This is a genomic window from Butyrivibrio sp. NC3005, from assembly GCF_000424545.1.
In the GTDB taxonomy this organism is placed as follows: Bacteria; Bacillota; Clostridia; order Lachnospirales; family Lachnospiraceae; genus Butyrivibrio.
This window is the reverse complement of the sequence record NZ_AUKC01000005.1, coordinates 68541-85919: the sequence shown is the minus strand read 5'-3', so window position 1 is coordinate 85919 and position 17379 is coordinate 68541. Positions and strand designations below refer to the sequence as shown.

The 17379-nt window shown below is 35.7% G+C and carries 21 protein-coding genes; 12 read left to right on the top strand and 9 right to left on the bottom strand.

Annotated elements, in window-relative coordinates; all coding sequences use genetic code 11:
* The first annotated feature begins 9 nt into the window (after positions 1-9).
* Positions 10-744, top strand: coding sequence for a hypothetical protein (locus tag G634_RS0102125; protein WP_026503912.1), 735 nt, complete (start codon positions 10-12; stop codon positions 742-744).
* Positions 745-785: 41 nt separating this feature from the next.
* Here the strand turns inward: G634_RS0102125 and G634_RS0102120 are convergent, their stop codons facing one another.
* From G634_RS0102120 to G634_RS0102080, 9 genes are all read right to left on the bottom strand, one after another.
* Positions 786-1274, bottom strand: coding sequence for a hypothetical protein (locus tag G634_RS0102120; RefSeq protein ID WP_026503911.1), 489 nt, complete (start codon positions 1272-1274; stop codon positions 786-788).
* Positions 1275-1285: 11 nt separating this feature from the next.
* On the bottom strand, positions 1286-1837 hold the full coding sequence (locus tag G634_RS0102115) for a hypothetical protein (RefSeq protein ID WP_026503910.1): 552 nt from the start codon (positions 1835-1837) through the stop codon (positions 1286-1288).
* Between the two features lie 27 nt (positions 1838-1864).
* Positions 1865-2383 carry a DUF4860 domain-containing protein gene (locus G634_RS0102110; RefSeq protein WP_026503909.1) on the bottom strand — a complete coding sequence of 173 codons (519 nt, stop codon included), beginning with the start codon at positions 2381-2383 and terminating at the stop codon, positions 1865-1867.
* A gap of 50 nt (positions 2384-2433) precedes the next feature.
* Positions 2434-2733 carry a hypothetical protein gene (locus tag G634_RS20060; RefSeq protein WP_242826746.1) on the bottom strand — a complete coding sequence of 100 codons (300 nt, stop codon included), beginning with the start codon at positions 2731-2733 and terminating at the stop codon, positions 2434-2436.
* Positions 2734-2804: 71 nt separating this feature from the next.
* A complete protein-coding gene (locus G634_RS0102100; protein WP_242826745.1) occupies positions 2805-3866 on the bottom strand; it encodes a type II secretion system F family protein in 1062 nt (353 codons plus the stop codon).
* Positions 3867-3928: 62 nt separating this feature from the next.
* Positions 3929-5110 carry a transglutaminase-like domain-containing protein gene (locus G634_RS17630; protein ID WP_051233627.1) on the bottom strand — a complete coding sequence of 394 codons (1182 nt, stop codon included), beginning with the start codon at positions 5108-5110 and terminating at the stop codon, positions 3929-3931.
* Positions 5111-5129: 19 nt separating this feature from the next.
* On the bottom strand, positions 5130-5693 hold the full coding sequence (locus G634_RS0102090) for an RNA polymerase sigma factor (RefSeq protein ID WP_026503907.1): 564 nt from the start codon (positions 5691-5693) through the stop codon (positions 5130-5132).
* Positions 5690-6418, bottom strand: a complete 729-nt coding sequence (locus G634_RS20055; RefSeq protein WP_026503906.1) for a GGDEF domain-containing protein — start codon at positions 6416-6418, stop codon at positions 5690-5692. The genes G634_RS0102090 and G634_RS20055 overlap by 4 nt, the downstream gene beginning before the upstream one ends.
* A 146-nt stretch (positions 6419-6564) precedes the next feature.
* The gene (locus G634_RS0102080) at positions 6565-7395 is read right to left on the bottom strand and encodes a histidinol-phosphatase HisJ family protein (protein ID WP_026503905.1); all 831 of its coding nucleotides are present in this window, start codon (positions 7393-7395) and stop codon (positions 6565-6567) included.
* Between the two features lie 332 nt (positions 7396-7727).
* Here G634_RS0102080 and gap point away from each other — a divergent pair, with 332 nt between their 5' ends.
* From gap to rpsA, 11 genes are all read left to right on the top strand, one after another.
* Positions 7728-8756: a type I glyceraldehyde-3-phosphate dehydrogenase gene (gene gap, locus G634_RS0102075; RefSeq protein WP_026503904.1), complete on the top strand. Its 1029-nt coding sequence runs from the start codon at positions 7728-7730 to the stop codon at positions 8754-8756.
* 133 nt (positions 8757-8889) lie between these two features.
* A complete protein-coding gene (locus G634_RS0102070; RefSeq protein WP_026503903.1) occupies positions 8890-10125 on the top strand; it encodes a phosphoglycerate kinase in 1236 nt (411 codons plus the stop codon).
* Between the two features lie 53 nt (positions 10126-10178).
* Complete coding sequence (gene tpiA, locus G634_RS0102065; protein WP_026503902.1) at positions 10179-10925, top strand: triose-phosphate isomerase; 747 nt, start codon at positions 10179-10181, stop codon at positions 10923-10925.
* 149 nt (positions 10926-11074) lie between these two features.
* Positions 11075-11515 (top strand): GNAT family N-acetyltransferase, encoded by a 441-nt coding sequence (locus G634_RS17620; RefSeq protein WP_051233626.1) that lies wholly within the window; start codon positions 11075-11077, stop codon positions 11513-11515.
* A 130-nt stretch (positions 11516-11645) separates the two neighbouring features.
* The gene (locus tag G634_RS0102055) at positions 11646-12143 is read left to right on the top strand and encodes a metallophosphoesterase family protein (protein WP_026503901.1); all 498 of its coding nucleotides are present in this window, start codon (positions 11646-11648) and stop codon (positions 12141-12143) included.
* Positions 12144-12155: 12 nt separating this feature from the next.
* A complete protein-coding gene (locus tag G634_RS0102050) occupies positions 12156-12671 on the top strand; it encodes a shikimate kinase (protein WP_026503900.1) in 516 nt (171 codons plus the stop codon).
* 47 nt (positions 12672-12718) lie between these two features.
* Positions 12719-13267 carry a TetR/AcrR family transcriptional regulator gene (locus tag G634_RS0102045; protein ID WP_026503899.1) on the top strand — a complete coding sequence of 183 codons (549 nt, stop codon included), beginning with the start codon at positions 12719-12721 and terminating at the stop codon, positions 13265-13267.
* Positions 13268-13369: 102 nt separating this feature from the next.
* Complete coding sequence (locus tag G634_RS0102040) at positions 13370-14674, top strand: NAD(P)/FAD-dependent oxidoreductase (RefSeq protein ID WP_026503898.1); 1305 nt, start codon at positions 13370-13372, stop codon at positions 14672-14674.
* Positions 14675-14694: 20 nt separating this feature from the next.
* The gene (gene cmk / locus G634_RS0102035) at positions 14695-15354 is read left to right on the top strand and encodes a (d)CMP kinase (RefSeq protein WP_026503897.1); all 660 of its coding nucleotides are present in this window, start codon (positions 14695-14697) and stop codon (positions 15352-15354) included.
* Positions 15355-15370: 16 nt separating this feature from the next.
* The gene (gene ispH, locus G634_RS0102030) at positions 15371-16225 is read left to right on the top strand and encodes a 4-hydroxy-3-methylbut-2-enyl diphosphate reductase (protein ID WP_026503896.1); all 855 of its coding nucleotides are present in this window, start codon (positions 15371-15373) and stop codon (positions 16223-16225) included.
* Positions 16200-17321, top strand: coding sequence for a 30S ribosomal protein S1 (gene rpsA, locus G634_RS0102025; RefSeq protein WP_026503895.1), 1122 nt, complete (start codon positions 16200-16202; stop codon positions 17319-17321). Before ispH ends, rpsA begins: the two co-directional genes overlap by 26 nt.
* Positions 17322-17379 lie beyond the last annotated feature (58 nt).

The window sequence follows — 17379 nt, the reverse complement described above, 5'->3', positions numbered from 1 at the left end:
CCTTACAGAGTGGATAATTCTCCAAAGGTTATTCGTTCAACAATGGCATATGTAGGAAAAGAAAAGGCGATGGTACAGATATGCGAAGACCGTCTTATATTCTTGCGCTCTGGGACAAATGCGATAGTAATTCCTTATATAGGAATACTTGCTTGCAACTATAATGCAGGTGAGATTAAGATTGCACCAAAGTCACCTGCTAATAGCAATGGAGTTTTGACCCAGTTTGTACCTGTTCGCTTTGATTCTGTGCAAACAGCTGAAGTGTTCTTTAAGTTTATTACTGCAAAAGTTAATAGTCTTAAAGGACAGGCAATACAAGGACAATCCACAAATAATCAGCCTCAAGCGGGTAAATCTTTGCAGCAGCCTAATACATTTGGTACAAAAGACAGTGTTCATGGAGTCACATTTCAGACACCATCAGCATCTGTTATGCAGAAGAAGAAAGTGGAGCTTCCAGTTCAGGAAAAACCTCGTTTTGAGATTCCAACTCAGCTTGCATTTACAGATGGAACCTTATATGTCTTTTCGGGACATTTGAATTTTAAGGCCAATAATCAAGGGCAGAGTATTAAAACTGGATATGAGAATATTAAAAGTGTTGTTAAGAGCTTTGGAGCTATAAAAATCCAGACTTTTAATAATGAAAGCTATACATTTCAAATACCAAAACAGTACTTTGTTGAGTTGTACAGCTATTTGGAAACTCAGATTCAGCAGGTTCAAAGTGGTCAGGCATAACTATAAAACTTTTAATGAAATTGTTGAAAAAAGATAAGAAACTACTTGGATTTTTGGGACGTGTTAGAGACAGGAACCTGAAGATCTTCGTATTCAAGAAGTTCATCTCTTGTCATAACTTTATAGGAGATAACTTTATAAAAATCATTAGAAAAAGAATCTGTAGGGTAGTTTATTTGTAATTCAACATGAAGAAATTGAAATTCAGTTATTTCAAAATCTTTTGAAATAACTGGATTTTTTTTATCTATAGAGAGAGTTTTATAAAAATAGTCTATATCTTTAGAAGAATTATGTATATGCATGCACTTTGTATTAGTGATTGCAATAAAAGATTGAGCTTTGTGAAAGGCGTCATAATAGTCTTTTGTATGAGAAACAACTTTTTGAGTTAGTCTATAATCAAGGATACTGCTTTGCATAGAAAGGATAGCAAAGGAAATAAGGCTTAACGTAAGAAAAGTCAAAAGTATAGAGGCTGTTCCAAGAGGAAGACTAAAGCGAACTTTCTTATTTGAATTGTTATTCATTGTTCATCCTTTCAGTTTATGTATTTATCAAAGCTTAGATGATAAATTGCTTCTTGAATATTGTCTTTAGGAAGAGTGTTTAATAAATCATTTTTTTCGAAGACATAAATATTATAAACAACACTTTTTCCTTCTATGACAGGATTGTCAGCTGTTTTATAGGTCTTATTTGCGTCTTGTATGTTTTGAGTTACCAAAAGTTGATAACGGATGTTGGTAGAGTTTTTTAAATCATTTTCTAGAATGAGGTTGAAGTTTTCATCGAAATAAAAATATACACATTCTGAATTATCATTACTATTATCAGGTTTTATAATATAACCTTTGAACTTTTCGTCTAAGATGCCTAGATTGCCGCTTTCGCTTAATAAAAGCTGTGATATATTTTCTGCAAATGTGTTTGAATTGCTAAGTTCTATAGATTTTTTTTGAGTTTTAAAAGAGTGAACAAACACAATTGCACATATAGTACATGTCAAAGAAAAGAAAAAAGTGGCAACAATCATTTCCATTAAGAAAAGAGAAGATTTATTTGAACTATTACTTTCAAAATCTTTTTTCACGAAAGAAATCCTTTCTTATTAAGCTTTTTATGTTTCAGAAAAAAAGGTTGCAAAAACAGTTTGATTTTCTCCATCTTCAAAAGTAAGAATTATTTCAAGATTGTTGTATAAATTGCTTTTTAAAGTCATATTTTGAAGTTTTGTTATTTTTTGTCCAGATGATTTTGTTATTTCAAAATCTCTGGAATTTTTATCTTTTTTAATTAATGCAGTTTCACTTGCCAAAAGTTCCATAAGATAACCTTCATGGACGTATAGGCATGTATAATATTTTTGGCCGTTTATATTATTGTCTATAATTATTGCGGGTGTATCTGAAACGCTTCCGATAAAAATTCCGCCATTTTCATCACCTTGTCGTATTTTTTGGAGAACATACGAGCTAGCAACTCTTTTTTGACTGTTATTAAGAGCTACTTTAATACTGCGTTTATATACACTTCCTCCTAAAGCAATGAGTAGGATGGCAGAAAAAACAAAGAGAAACAAAAGCGATATAATGAAAAGAGAATCAACTATATGTCTTCTTGGTTTTGTATTGTTCATGGTTCACGCTTTCTTTTGGGATTCTTACATTGGAGATTTATATAACTTTGCTATTTTATAGATTCAATTTTATTGTCACTTATGCTTATTATGGTAACATCAGGATACATATTTGAACCAAAAGCATTGTAATCTATGAAAAAAAGGTTTTTGTCATAGACAAGACCATAATGACTTTCTATGTAGCTTAGGTTTGGAGGATAGAATCCTTCTATTGCGTAACATTCTGCAATATCGTGTCTTAGTGCGCTTTCTAATGATTCTTGTTGGTGGACTTTATTTTCTTTCCCAAAACCTATAAGATAAATGAAAAATCCTGCTATAAGTGCCAGGCAAATAAGAATATACATAATTCTGCTGGCAAAGGTAAAAAAATTTGTATTTTTTGAAAAACGGTTCTTCATTTTTTAAATCCCTTATGCTAACCTATAGTGCTCATGATGCCCATAAGAGGCAAAATAACAGCAAGAAGAATCATACCTACAACAATGGATAGAAATATTACAAGTGTTGGCTCTAAAATAGATAGAGTATTACTGATTTTTCTTGCAACTGCGGTTTCATACCTGTCTGCAATCTGGTCTAGAACTTGGTCCATAGAACCTGATCTAAAACCAACTAATACCATTTGGTTATATAGTTTTGAAAAGATATTAGTCTTTTCGACAGCTTCGGGAAAACTGTCTCCTTCAAGAATTTTTTTACGACAAAGTTTGATACTTTCCTCAATTTCTTTACTTTCCACTATCTGCGAAACAATATTTAGAGCATTATATGTGTCCATTCCACTGGAAATAGCAAGTGACATAGTTCCTGCAAATCTTGCTGCTGCCAAATCATGATATATTTGTTTGAAAGGTCTTATATTACCAGAAACTTTCTTGAAGAGCTTATGACCGTTTGTTGTCTGAGTGGAATAGACAAATAAAATTCCTAGAATAATCAGTATAAAGGCTATGAATAGTGCCCAGTTGTTTAATGCCTGCCCGATATTAAGCAAAGTGTTGGAAAAAGAGTTGAGACTTGTTCCAAGCTGTGCAAAAACCTGGCCAAATATCGGCATGACTTTTGTGACAAGGATTAGAATTACCATAAACATCATTGTTACCATAATAAGAGGATATAATACAGCACTTCTAATATCTTCAGACAAATTGTATTCTCTTTCATAATAGTCGGAAAGAGATGACAGTACTACATCAAGGTTTCCGGATTCTTCACCCATCTTAATCATTGAATAGACATAAGGAGGGAAGACTTTTGAATCGTTTATAGCTTCTGACAAAGGCATTCCCTGATGCAGAATTTCCTGCATTCTTTTCAGAATTATTTGTGCGGAATTATCTTTGGTGTCGATTAGAAGAATATCAATGGCAGAAGAAGGAGTAATACCGCTTTTGATAAGCATGGAAAGCTCATTACAGAAATCGGATATTTCTGCAAAAGAGAGATTTTTTTGTTTTCTGGATATTCTCTGAATCATATTTGTTTTTCCTCATGGTTGTATGGTTTTCTTCAACTAAAAAGTCAATTTTTTTGATGTATTTAATATATGTATTTGACGTTGTAATTAGATGAATTTGCAATATAGCTTCTGAGAGTTTTTTCGGGGGTAGTGCTTCCGAAAGTTGGATCCATTAGCTGCCAGGTTGAACCGTTAAATTGAACGATACCATTAACCCATCCGCTGTCATCAACATAACAGCTAATCCAGGCATGATATTGAGTTCCTGCATAGCCAACTTCCATGTGTGTTGGGATTCTCTGACTTCTAAGTATTGATGCCATAAGACAGGCGTAATCCAGGCAGATTCCGGTTTTAGAATCTAATATAATATCGATATCAGGAACATATCCGCTTTTTACATTTTCGGCTTTGTCATAATCATAAGTGATATTTGAAATCATATAATTATAAACGTTTCTTATAACGTCTAAATCACTATTTGCTGAAAAGGCAAGTTCTTTTCCTTTGTCAATAGATTTGAAATTGTCTTCGAACCACACATATTGATTTGGATATAAATAAGGTAAAAAAGGATCACGAAGGGTGGCTGTTATATTAGTTGTAAAGCCAACTGAATACTGGTTGCCTGATATATTTTCATAAACAACCAGAAGATATTCGCCATCACCTGCAGAAAGAGGAAAAACTTCAAACGCGCCTCCACCTGTTTTCATATTGTATGTGTAAGTAACAGTATCAGGACCTGTTATTTGAAGCTTTACTTTTGGATTTGGTCCGGTGTATCTGGCATAAATATAACCTTCATTAGCGTTACTGGCATCTATAACGCATATATCACTTTTGAAAGATACTTTTCCATTCATGGATGGCTTTAGTACTACAGGGGTGTTATCTCTACTTCCCTTGATTGTTGAAATTGAATATCCAGATGCACTTGCAGCTGTAGGCCCATCTTCAAGTTCTTCACTAGTTTTAACAGAAGAATAACTGGTAGTGTCCTTGTAAGGGACTTTGAAAATAAATCTAACCACTGAACCTTTCAAGAAGGCAAGAGGCATAAGTATTGTTATAATCAGCACTATTATACCGATTGCTATGGCGTTAAAATAAGCAGCGCTGGTAGATTGTTTTGATTTCTTTATCGCTTCGAAATCAACTTTGACCGGCTTCTTGTTACATGCTTTTAAAATGTTATCGAGTGTCTTGGTGGCATCCTCGTTTTTCATTGTATAAATTTTATTTTTTTTAAAAATAGACATAAAAAACCTCAAAGATTTCTTAAGATGAAGCGGTTAGTAATTTTTTTAAATTTTTCTGAGCACTCGAAAGATGACGCTTAATAGTGGAAAGAGATAGACCCATGGCATTGGCGATATCTTTTAGTTTCATGGACTGCATGTAATGCATTACGATAATTTGCTTTTCATTAAAGCAAAGTGAATCAATCGCAGCCTTTAAAAGTTCGTCATTTACCTTGGTATCAAGCGCTTCTTCCGGATTCAGATAAAAATGATTGTCCTGCAGAAAGTCGAAAACGTCTGAATCATACGATTCATTGTCTTTTTTGCTTTTCATAGTCATGTCATAACAGGTATGGAAACTTATTTGATTAAGCCATGCTACAAACAATGACGGATCTTTAAGTTTGCGAATGTTCTGCAGAGCAGTAATGTAAATGTCCTGCACAGCATCTTGTGCTAGATATGAATCATGCAGATAATGATAACAGTAATTATAAACTCGATCCTGAGTAAGTGCATATAATTCTGCAAAAGCCTTACTGTCATCATTCCAACATGCAACTACAAGATCTGCTATGTAGGAATAATCAAGCTGACTCATAGGCTAAGTAATTGTCCTTTTTCTCTGAAAGCTACATAGGTTTGTGAAATAAGAAGAGTATACAGTTCGTCATTTGTGGCATCACCGCTTGAAAAAGCGTATCGAATTGTCATAGGGGTATCGGGGTGTAAAATGTTGTGATCCTTGATTCTAAGTGCCAGTTTTTTTAAAAAAAGTTCTCGTTTATTGTCGGTTACATCTTCTATTGCTAAAAGAAACTCGTTCCCTCCGTTTCTGCCAATGAAACCAAAATCCTCACTAATATCCATCAGCATTTCACAAAAGAAACCGATAAGTTCGTCGCCTTTCTCATGCCCAAGGTTTGTATTAACAAGTGCAAGAGAGTCAATACTCATTAGAATCATTCCAAGGTTACTGAGTTTTTTTCTAGTGTCGAATTTTCTGAAATACATATCGAAGGAAGATCTGTTGGGAAGTCCGGTAAGAGCATCCAAATATGCCATCCTTTGAAGATTGTATCCTTTTTGAGAATATGATCTAAGCAGGACGAGGTCGGCTAGAACATATACTAATCCGAATACCAGAACAAGATAAAGGATAAGGCATAAAATCTTCAAATCATTATCGATAAAGATTCTATCTCTTAAGCTTTGTCTTTTGAAAAGAATGATAAAGGATGCAACTGCGGCACCGAAAATAACTAAAATGCTACAGAGCTTGTGGCGGCGGAGTCCACGCAAAAAGTCACTTCGTTTTTTATCCATATAAGTACCTGTTTCCTTAAAAATTTAAACAAAAACATTTGTTTTTAGCATATAAGCAAGTAATTATCAAAACATGACGAGAAACAAACTTACATTGTGAAATGCAAATTTTACACCATACACTTTGTATTTCGGCAGATAAACTATTAAGTGAATGGATGAAATGTTTTTTCTCTTTTTTCAAAGGTATAATAACCGTTAAAACCGCACTTTCTGGCTATGGCAACAGCTTTATCAAAATAAAGCGCAGTATCTTCTGAAATATGAGCATCAGAGCCAAAAGTTATTATTTTCCCTCCAAGCCTGCCATATTTTTCTAAAATATAGCTGTGTGGATTAGGTTGATTGGTATTAGGGTATTTGAGTGCCTTGGTGTTTAAATCAAGTCCTTTACCCTTGGAAATAAGAGTCTTAAGAATTTTGGTTATAATATCATCAAAATCTCGTGGAGAATAGTTGTAAAGGCCTTTGTCAGGGATGTATCTTACTATATAATCTAAATGTCCTAAGACGTCAAAGTTATCAAAAACTTCGATGTTTTTAAGCGTATCCTCAAAGAAAAGTCTTAGAGTATCCTGAACGCTTCTTCCTTTCCAAAAATCAGGATAATATGGATCGTCATGCTCACAAAGATGAATAGAACCAATTACAAAATCAAAAGGATAAGAAGAAACGAAATCTTTGTTTTTATTTACTATTTGAGGCTGAAGCCCGATTTCAATTCCAAATTTTATTGTGATTTTATCTTTGTATTTTTGAGAAAGATTATTGTATAAGGAAATATATTTAGGCATGTCCGGCTCAAAACAGCCTTTTGGTATATCTGGAAGGATTTCTGGATAGTCATAATCCAAATGTTCTGTAAAACATATTTCTTTTATCCCTTTTGAAATTGAAGATAAAATCATCTGTTCCATAAAAGCAGTGCAGTCTCCGGATATTTCTGAGTGCATGTGATAGTCAGCAGGAAGTTTCATGTGTATTCCTTTCTTATGATGTTGAAATATTTTATAATAAGTTTGTGCTGGTTACTATAAATAGTTAGAAAGATTAGTATTTGTTATTGTATTATATCTTTCGCATAATTTATATTATCACCAAAAAAATAAGATTTTATCAACACTAATTATAAAAAATTTATAGAATTATAGAAATAGAGACTATAGGACTTGAATTATTGCAATAACTTTTGTAAAATAGAAATTGCTGATAAAAATTTGTCAATCATAGGCAAGGAAAAAATCCACCTTTGATATTGTAAAGATTAGTAACAGCAACAATTAAATATTCATTTTAGGAGGAACTTAAAATGGCAGTAAGAGTAGCAATTAATGGTTTCGGTCGTATCGGTCGTCTTGCATTCAGACAGATGTTCCAGGCAGAGGGTTATGAAGTTGTAGCAATCAATGATTTGACAACACCTCACATGCTTGCACACCTTTTGAAGTATGATTCTTCACAGGGTCGTTATGTTGATTTCGGTCATGAAGATGATGTAACAGCTGATGACGAGGCTGGAACAATCACAGTAAAGGGTCAGACAATCAAGATCTACAAAGAGCCTGATGCAAACAATTGTCCATGGGGCGAAATCGGTGTAGACGTTGTTCTTGAGTGCTCTGGTTTCTATACATCCAAGGCAAAGGCTCAGGCACACATCAATGCTGGAGCTAAGAAGGTTGTTATTTCTGCTCCTGCTGGAAATGATCTTCCTACAATCGTTTACAATGTAAACCACAAGACACTTACAAAGGATGATAAGATTATCTCTGCTGCATCCTGCACAACAAACTGCCTTGCACCTATGGCTAAGGCTCTTAATGACCTTGCTCCAATCGAGTCTGGTATCATGTGCACAATCCATGCATACACAGGTGATCAGATGATCCTTGATGGTCCTCAGAGAAAGGGTGACCTTAGAAGATCAAGAGCAGGTGCTTGCAATATCGTTCCTAACAGCACAGGTGCTGCTAAGGCAATCGGTCTTGTTATCCCTGAACTGAACGGCAAGCTTATCGGTGCTGCTCAGCGTGTTCCTACTCCTACAGGTTCTACAACACTCCTGTTCGCAGTAGTAGATAAGGCTGTAACAAAGGAAGAAATCAATGCTGCTATGAAGGCTGCACAGACAGAGTCCTTTGGTTACACAGAAGAAGAAATCGTATCTAGCGATATCGTTGGTATGAGATTCGGTTCTTTGTTCGATGCTACACAGACAATGGTTAGCCCTCTGGAAGGTGGCAAGACTCAGGTTGAGGTTGTTTCTTGGTATGATAACGAGAACTCCTACACAAGCCAGATGGTTCGTACAATCAAGTACTTCGCAGAGCTTAACTAATTTAAATCTGCAATAAAAGTATTCGGTCTTAGACCGTGCTTGTTGTTCGAATAAGAGCAAAATGACGAGGTCCGGAGCCTACATAAGGGCCCGGCCCTCGTTTTTTCATTTTAAAATATATTAGGAGGCTGTTATGGCATTAAATAAAAAATCAGTTGATGATTTTAACGCAAAGGGAAGAAGAGTTCTCGTAAGATGTGATTTCAACGTTCCACTTAAAGAAGGCAAGATTACAGATGAGACTCGTGTAGTTGCTGCACTTCCTACAATCAAAAAGCTCATCGATGACGGAGCTAAGGTTATTCTTTGCTCCCACCTTGGAAAAGTTAAGAATGGCCCTAATGAAGGAGAGTCTCTTGCACCAGTTGCAGAGCGTCTTTCTGAGAAGCTTGGTAAAAATGTAACATTCGTATCTGATTATAATGTTACAGGCGAGGCTGCTACAAAGGCTGTTGAAGCTATGCAGGAAGGTGATGTAGTTCTTCTTCAGAATACTCGTTTCAGAGGAAAAGAAGAGACAAAGCCACAGGATGCTGGTGAGAACTTTGCAAAAGAACTTGCTGATCTTTGCGATGATTATGTATGTGACGCATTTGGTTCTGCTCATAGAGCACATGCTTCTGTAGCTGTAGTTACAAAGTATGTTCGTGAAAAAGGTGGAAATTGTGCAGTTGGATACCTTATGCAGAAGGAAATTGATTTCCTTGGAAATGCTGTCGAGAATCCAGTTCGTCCTTTTGTTGCAATTCTTGGTGGTGCTAAGGTTGCTGATAAGCTTAACGTTATCAATAACCTTCTTGAGAAGTGCGATACACTCATCATCGGTGGTGGTATGGCATATACATTTGTTAAAGCTCAGGGTGGAAAAGTTGGTAAGTCACTTGTTGATGATACAAAGCTTGACTATTGTAAGGAAATGATGGAAAAGGCTGAGAAGATGGGCAAGAAGCTTCTTCTGCCTATCGATACAGTTTGTGCTGATGGATTCCCAAATCCTATTGATGATGCAAACCTTAAGGTTGAGACTGTTGCAACAGATTCTATCCCTGATGACAAGGAAGGTCTTGATATCGGTGAGAAGACAAGAGAACTCTATGCTGATGCTGTAAAGACAGCTAAAACAGTTGTATGGAACGGACCTATGGGTGTATTTGAGAACCCAGTACTTGCTGAAGGTACAAAGGCTGTTGCTAAAGCATTAGCTGAGACAGATGCTACAACAATCATCGGTGGTGGTGATAGTGCAGCTGCTGTTAACCAGCTTGGCTATGCTGATAAGATGAGCCACATCTCAACAGGTGGTGGAGCTTCTCTTGAGTTCCTTGAGGGTAAGGAACTTCCAGGCGTTTACGCTGCAGACGATAAGTAATTTTGAATATAATAATTCAGTTCTTGGGGAATTGATATTAAAAGGAGTAAAAAATGGCAAGAAGAAGAATTATTGCCGGCAACTGGAAGATGAACATGACACCTTCTGAGGCTGTAAAGCTTGTTGCTGAGCTTAAAGATTTAGTAGTAAATGATAATGTTGATGTAGTATACTGTGTTCCGGCAATCGACATTGTTCCTGTAGTAGAGGCTGTAAAAGGCACAAATGTCAGCATTGGTGCTGAGAACTTCTACATTGAAGATAAGGGTGCTTTCACTGGTGAAATTTCTGCTCCTATGCTTGTTGATGCAGGTGTAAAGTATGTTATCATGGGACATTCTGAGAGAAGAGATATCTTCGGTGAAAATGATATTCTTATCAATGCAAAGGTTAAGAAGGCATTTGCTGCTGGTCTTATACCTATTCTTTGCTGTGGTGAGTCTCTTGCACTTCGTAAGGCAGGAACTTACAAAGAGTGGATTGAAAGACAGATTACTTGGGATCTTTCTGGCGTAACAGCAGATCAGGTTAAGAATCTTGTTATTGCATATGAGCCAATCTGGGCTATTGGTACAGGTGAGACTGCTACAGCTGATCAGGCTGAGGAAGTTTGCGGATTCATTCGTGAGCTTATCGGAAAGCTTTATGATAGTGAAACAGCAGAGTCTGTTCGTATTCAGTACGGCGGATCTATGAATGCTGGCAATGCAGCAGAGCTTCTTTCTAAGCCTAATATCGATGGCGGACTTATTGGCGGTGCAAGCCTTAAGCCTGATTTCGGTAAAATTGTTAACGCTTGATGATGCTTTTATAATGCTTTAAATAAGGTATTAGAGAAAAAGCGGATTCTGTTTGGTTTTTCATTCTTATCACACGGCTATTATATGCCTCATAGTGATATGAATATGGTTCCAACAGAATCCGTTTTTTATTTTAAAAAGGGAAAAATATGAGTATGAACTTAAAAAAAGCAACGATAAATGATGCCAGAGATATTCTTGATTGGCGAAATGACAAGGATACAAGAGAAAATTCTTTTTCAAATGAAATTATAGACTATGAATCACATATAAAATGGTTTGAAAAAAAACTTTCAGACAATAATTGTAGAATGTTTATATTAATAGATAATAATGAAAAAATTGGACAGATAAGAGTAGATATAAATAATAAAATTGGAGAAATCAGCTATATGATATCTCCAAAATATCGTGGAAAAGGATATGGAAGTAAAATAGTAGATTTGATAGAAAAAGAATTAATAGGCGAAGTTAAAGTTTTGACCGCACTTGTCAAATCAACAAATAAGTCTTCTCAAAAAATCTTTTTAAAAAATGAATATGTAGAATTTGATGGACAGACGGTGAAAAGTTACATAAAAATCATTTGAAGGTTTCTTTTACACTGTGCAAGAATAAAGATGTATGCTAAAATCATTTTTGATTCTATGAAAAATGATTTAGGCATTAAAATATTTTTGGCATTTTTTATAATTAGAGCCGAATTAATTGGAGAGTAAAATGAAGGTCTTGGTAGTAAGTGATACCCATAGGAAAAATGCGTGGCTTAGACAGATAATGGAAGATGAAGCCCCATTTGATATTCTTATTCATGCAGGCGACATGGAGGCAGATGCTCAAATAGAACTTGTTCAGGGAAACTATGAACTTAGAATAGTTAGCGGAAATTGTGATTATGGTAATCTATATCCACTTTATCAAATCGTGAAAATGGAAGAAAGAACAGCTCTGGTTCTTCACGGGCATACATATGAGAACCATTATTTACCGATAAACAATATGGAATGGTTGGTTGCTCAGGCCAAAAATAAAAAATGTGATATGATAATTTACGGTCATACACACGTTCCGGATTATCGGGTTTTAGATGATGGATTTATTATTCTTAATCCTGGTAGTCTAACACTTCCTAGGCAAAGTGGTTTTGAGAAAACCTATGCTGTACTGGAAGTAAACGGAAAAGAAGTTACAGTAACACGTAAAAATATAGAAGAGTAGGATTTTGGGGAAATGGAAAAAAATAACATTGTTTTAATTGGTATGCCTGCTTCCGGGAAAAGTACAGTGGGAGTTATACTAGCAAAGGTTTTAGGATATTCTTTTTTGGATTGCGATATTGTTATTCAGAACGAAGTAAAAAAGAAGCTTCATGAAATTATTTCAGAGAATGGAATTGATGGTTTTATAGCTATTGAAGATAAAATAAACTCTTCTATCAATGTTTCTAATACTGTCATAGCAACAGGTGGCAGCGCAGTTTATGGTGAAAATGAAATGAAGCATTTCAAAGAAATCGGAACTGTGATATATTTAAAAGTTGATTATGATCGTCTTGTTAAGAGACTTGGCAATATTCAGCAAAGAGGCGTGGTTATTAGAGAAAATCAGACCTTTGAACAGCTCTATGAAGAACGCTGCAGTTTGTATGAGAAATATGCTGACGTGACAATTGAAGAAACAGCTGAAGATGCTGAAATTGTACTTCGTAGTATTGTTGACAGAATTTCACCAAAAAGTGTAAAATAATAACAAACGTTACGCTAAAACTATTTAGAGGTTGATGGGAGGGGGATATGTCACGTAAAGCAAATATTACTAAGGCTGAAATCGTAAATGCAGCTTTTAAGATTACTAAAAAAGATGGATTTGATTCTATTACTTCTAGAAGGCTTGCAGCAGCTGCGGGATGTTCAACACAGCCGATTTTTCGTATTTACGAAAATATGGCAGCATTAAAGCAAGATGTTTTTCTTAAAGCTAGTTCATTTTATGAAGACTACTTTACGGGATATCGCAAATCTCATAATATACCTTTTGTGGATTTGGGACTTGCGTATATAGAATTTGCACAGAAATATCCTCACTTGTTCAGGTTGCTTTTTTTGACAAGTCATGAAACAAGCGGTAAGAGTATGTATGATATATTAAATGGAGCTGGAGAACATATTTCTAAGGAAGTGGTGCGAGCTAAAGAACTTGGAGTCAGCAATCCTGATATGTTGTTTATGAAAATGTGGATCTTTATACATGGAAGTGGATGCATGGCTGTGACAGGTGATTATGATCTAGATTATGATGATTCAGTAGTTATGTTAGAGTCAGCGTTTAATTCTATGAAATGATTAAAGCCAAATAGATTATTAAGTGATATTTGGCAAGGCTAGGTTGTCTTGTTTTTTAATCAGGCAAATAGTTGAGTAATAAGAAATAGAAATGGATTTTTAATGAAAAATATAGCAGTAATTGGTGCAGGTGCAGCAGGAATGATGGCTGCAATAACTGCAGCAGATAACGGTGCCAAGGTAACCGTCTATGAAAAGAACGAAAAAGCAGGAAAAAAGATTTACATTACAGGAAAAGGAAGATGTAATGTCACTACTAATGTAGATACGAATGACTTTTTCGGAAATGTTAGAAGAGGCGAAAAGTTTCTGTATAGTGCGGTTTATGGATATGATCACACAAGTGTTATGGAGTTTTTTGAAAAGAATGGATGTGCACTAAAGGTTGAACGTGGAGAACGTGTCTTTCCTGTGTCTGATCATTCATCAGATATTATCAAAACACTTGTTTTTGCCATGCAGAAAAGACATATCAGGGTAAAATATGGTAGCGAAGTAACTTCAATTGGTTTTGATGAGGATAAGGTTTGCAGTATCACAGTAAATGATAAGGATGTAATAAATGTTGATGCTGTAATTGTTTGTACTGGTGGATTATCATATGAAAGTACAGGGTGTAGTGGAGATGGATACAGATTCGCCAAAAAAGCCGGACACAAAGTTGAAAAATGCTATCCAAGTCTTGTTCCATTAACTATAAAAGAGAATTGGTGCATGAGTCTTCAGGGACTGTCATTGAAAAATGTGGCTGTTAAGATGGAAGAGGAAGCATTAGTTAAATCAGAAGAAACATCAAATGCCGAAATTTCTTCAGAAAAGTCTTCCAAAAAGAAAAAGAAAAAAAAGCCTGCATATGAAGGCTTTGGAGAAATGCTATTTACACATTTTGGAATAAGCGGACCACTAATTCTGACAGCAAGTACTTTCTATGAAGAAGGAAAAAAGTATATTCTGCACCTTGATTTGAAACCAGCTCTTTCAAAAGAGCAGCTTGATAAGCGTATTATCAGAGATTTTGAAAAAGGTAACAGAAAAGAGTATCAAAGCATATTAAGAGGTCTTTTTCCTGCTAAACTTGTACCGGTTATGATAGAACTTACAGGTATAAGTGCTGATAAAAAGGTTAGTGAGATTTCTCAAAAAGACAGGCAAAGATTAGTTGATACTACCAAAGACATGGTTATGCATGTAACAGGAACAAGAGGTTTTAAAGAGGCAATTGTTACTAGAGGCGGTATCAATTTAAAAGAAATAAATCCTTCAACAATGGAGTCTCGTATCAAGAAAGGCTTATATTTTGCCGGTGAAGTTATGGATGTTGATGCTGTAACAGGTGGATATAATCTGCAGATTGCATGGTCAACAGGTCATCTTGCAGGAGAATCTGCGGCTGGCAATGAATATTAAATAAATTTTAGGAGTAGAAAATGAGTCAGAATATAGCTATCGATGGACCTGCAGGAGCAGGAAAGAGCACAATTGCGAAGATTGTTTCCAAAAAACTTGGATTTATTTATGTTGATACAGGAGCAATGTATAGAGCAATGGCTCTTTTCATGATTAGAAATAATATCGATGGAAATGATGAACAGGCAATTGGTGAAATGTCTCAAAAGGCAGATATTACTATTCGTCATGAAAATGGTGAACAGGTAGTATTTCTAAATGGAGAAAATGTAAACAGCCTTATTCGAACAGAGGAAGTTTCTGCGATGGCTTCAAAGTCAAGTGTAGTTCCAAGGTTAAGAGAAAAACTTGTTTCTCTTCAGCAAAAGCTTGCAAGTGAAGAAGACGTAGTAATGGATGGAAGAGACATAGGAACAGTTGTACTTCCAAATGCGGATTTGAAAATTTTTCTCACTGCTAGTGTTAAAGTTCGCGCTCTTAGACGATATAAAGAACAAACACAACGTGGAGAAGCATGTGATCTTAAGTCTATTGAAGAAGAGATTGCAAAAAGAGATTATAGAGATATGCATAGAGAAACATCACCTTTGAAACAGGCAGAGGATTCTGTTATGGTAGATTCTTCAGATATGACCATTGATGAAGTAGCAGATAAGATCATATCTCTTTTCAATAAATAAAAAGGAAGATTATTAAATGGAAATTATACTTGCCGAGCATGCAGGATTTTGCTTTGGTGTAAAAAAAGCTGTTGATACAGTTTATGATCAGATTGGAAAAAAAGAATCTATTTATACATATGGACCAATAATTCATAATGAAGAAGTAGTAAAAGATCTTGAACAAAAAGGTGTTCATGTGGTAAATTGTTTAGAGGAGCTTAAAGATATTCATGAGGGAACCATGATTATTCGCGCACATGGAATACCAAGAGCAACAGAAGAGAAAATTCAAAAACAGGGTATTGATTGTATTGATGCAACTTGTCCGTTTGTAAAGAGAATTCACAGAATTGTCGATGAAGAAAGTGCAAAGGGTCGGACAATTGTAATTACTGGAAACCAGGCACATCCAGAAGTCGAAGGAATAGTTTCCTGGGCTAATGGTCCAGTATATGTTATAGAAAAAATTGAAGATGCTGAAAACTTCGATATTTCAAGGGATACACCTATTACTTTAGTCTCTCAGACCACATTTAATTACAAAAAGTTTAAAGAGACGGTTGAAATTTTCCAAAATAAAGGCTACAATATTAATATTGTGAATACTATATGTAATGCTACACAGGAGAGGCAAACAGAAGCCGAGCAGATCGCTGTGGAAGTTGATGCGATGGTAGTCATAGGCGGAACCAATAGTTCGAATACGCGAAAATTGTATGAGATCTGCAAGAATAAGTGTGAGCATACATATTTCGTACAAACCGCTGATGATCTCCCTCAGAAATTTCCTGAGGGTGTAAATAAAGTGGGAATTACCGCTGGGGCGTCAACCCCAAAGAAAATCATTGAGGAGGTTCAGACACATGTCAGAACAGGATCAGACATTTGAGCAGATGCTCAACGAGTCATTCAAGACAATTCATACAGGGGAGGTCGTTGAAGGTACAATAATCGATGTTAAACCTGATGAAGCAATCCTCAACATTGGTTACAAATCCGACGGTATTCTTTCCAGAAATGAGTACAGCAACGAGAACGTTGATCTTACCACAAAGCTTAATGTTGGCGACAAGATGGATGTTAAAGTCCTCAAGACCAACGATGCTGATGGACAGGTTATTCTTTCCTATAAGAGACTTGCTCTTGATCGTGGCAATAAGAGAATCGAGGAAGCATTCAACAACAAAGAGACGCTTTCCGCTAAGGTTGTACAGGTTCTGGATGGTGGACTTGTAGTTGTTGTTGATGAGGTAAGAATTTTCATTCCAGCTAGCCTTGTATCCGATACATATGAGAAGGATCTTACAAAGTATCAGGATCAGGAGATTCAGTTTGTTGTAACTGAGTACAATCCTCGTAGAAGAAGATACATCGGTAACAGACGTATGCTTATCTCTGCAGAAAAAGCTGAGAAGGCTAAGGAGTTATTTGATAAGATTCAGGTTGGCGATATTGCTGAAGGAACAGTTAAGAATGTTACTGATTTCGGTGCATTCATCGATTTAGGTGGTGCTGATGGACTTCTCCACATTTCAGAGATGTCTTGGGGCAGAGTTGAGAATCCTAAGAAGGTATTCAAGGTTGGTGACAAGGTTAAAGTTCTTGTTAAGTCAATCGAAGGAAAGAAGATTGCTCTTTCTAGAAAATTTGATGACGAGAATCCTTGGAAGGATGCTTCTGAGAAGTACGCTGTTGGAACAGTTGTAACAGGTAGTGTTGCACGTATGACAGACTTTGGCGCATTCGTTGAACTTGAACCTGGTATTGATGCACTTCTTCATGTTTCTCAGATTTCTAAGGAGCATGTAGATAAGCCATCTGATGTACTTAAGGTTGGTCAGGAAGTTACAGCTAAGATCGTTGATTTCAACGGTGATGAGCACAAGATTAGTCTTAGTGTTAAGGCTATGCTTCAGGGCGACAAGGAAGAGAATGGTGATGTAGTATCTGTTGATATTGAGCAGACTATCGCTGATCAGGATTGATAAGTGATTGATATCATTTATTGATAATTAGATGTTTATAATTTGGACCGCTATGCAT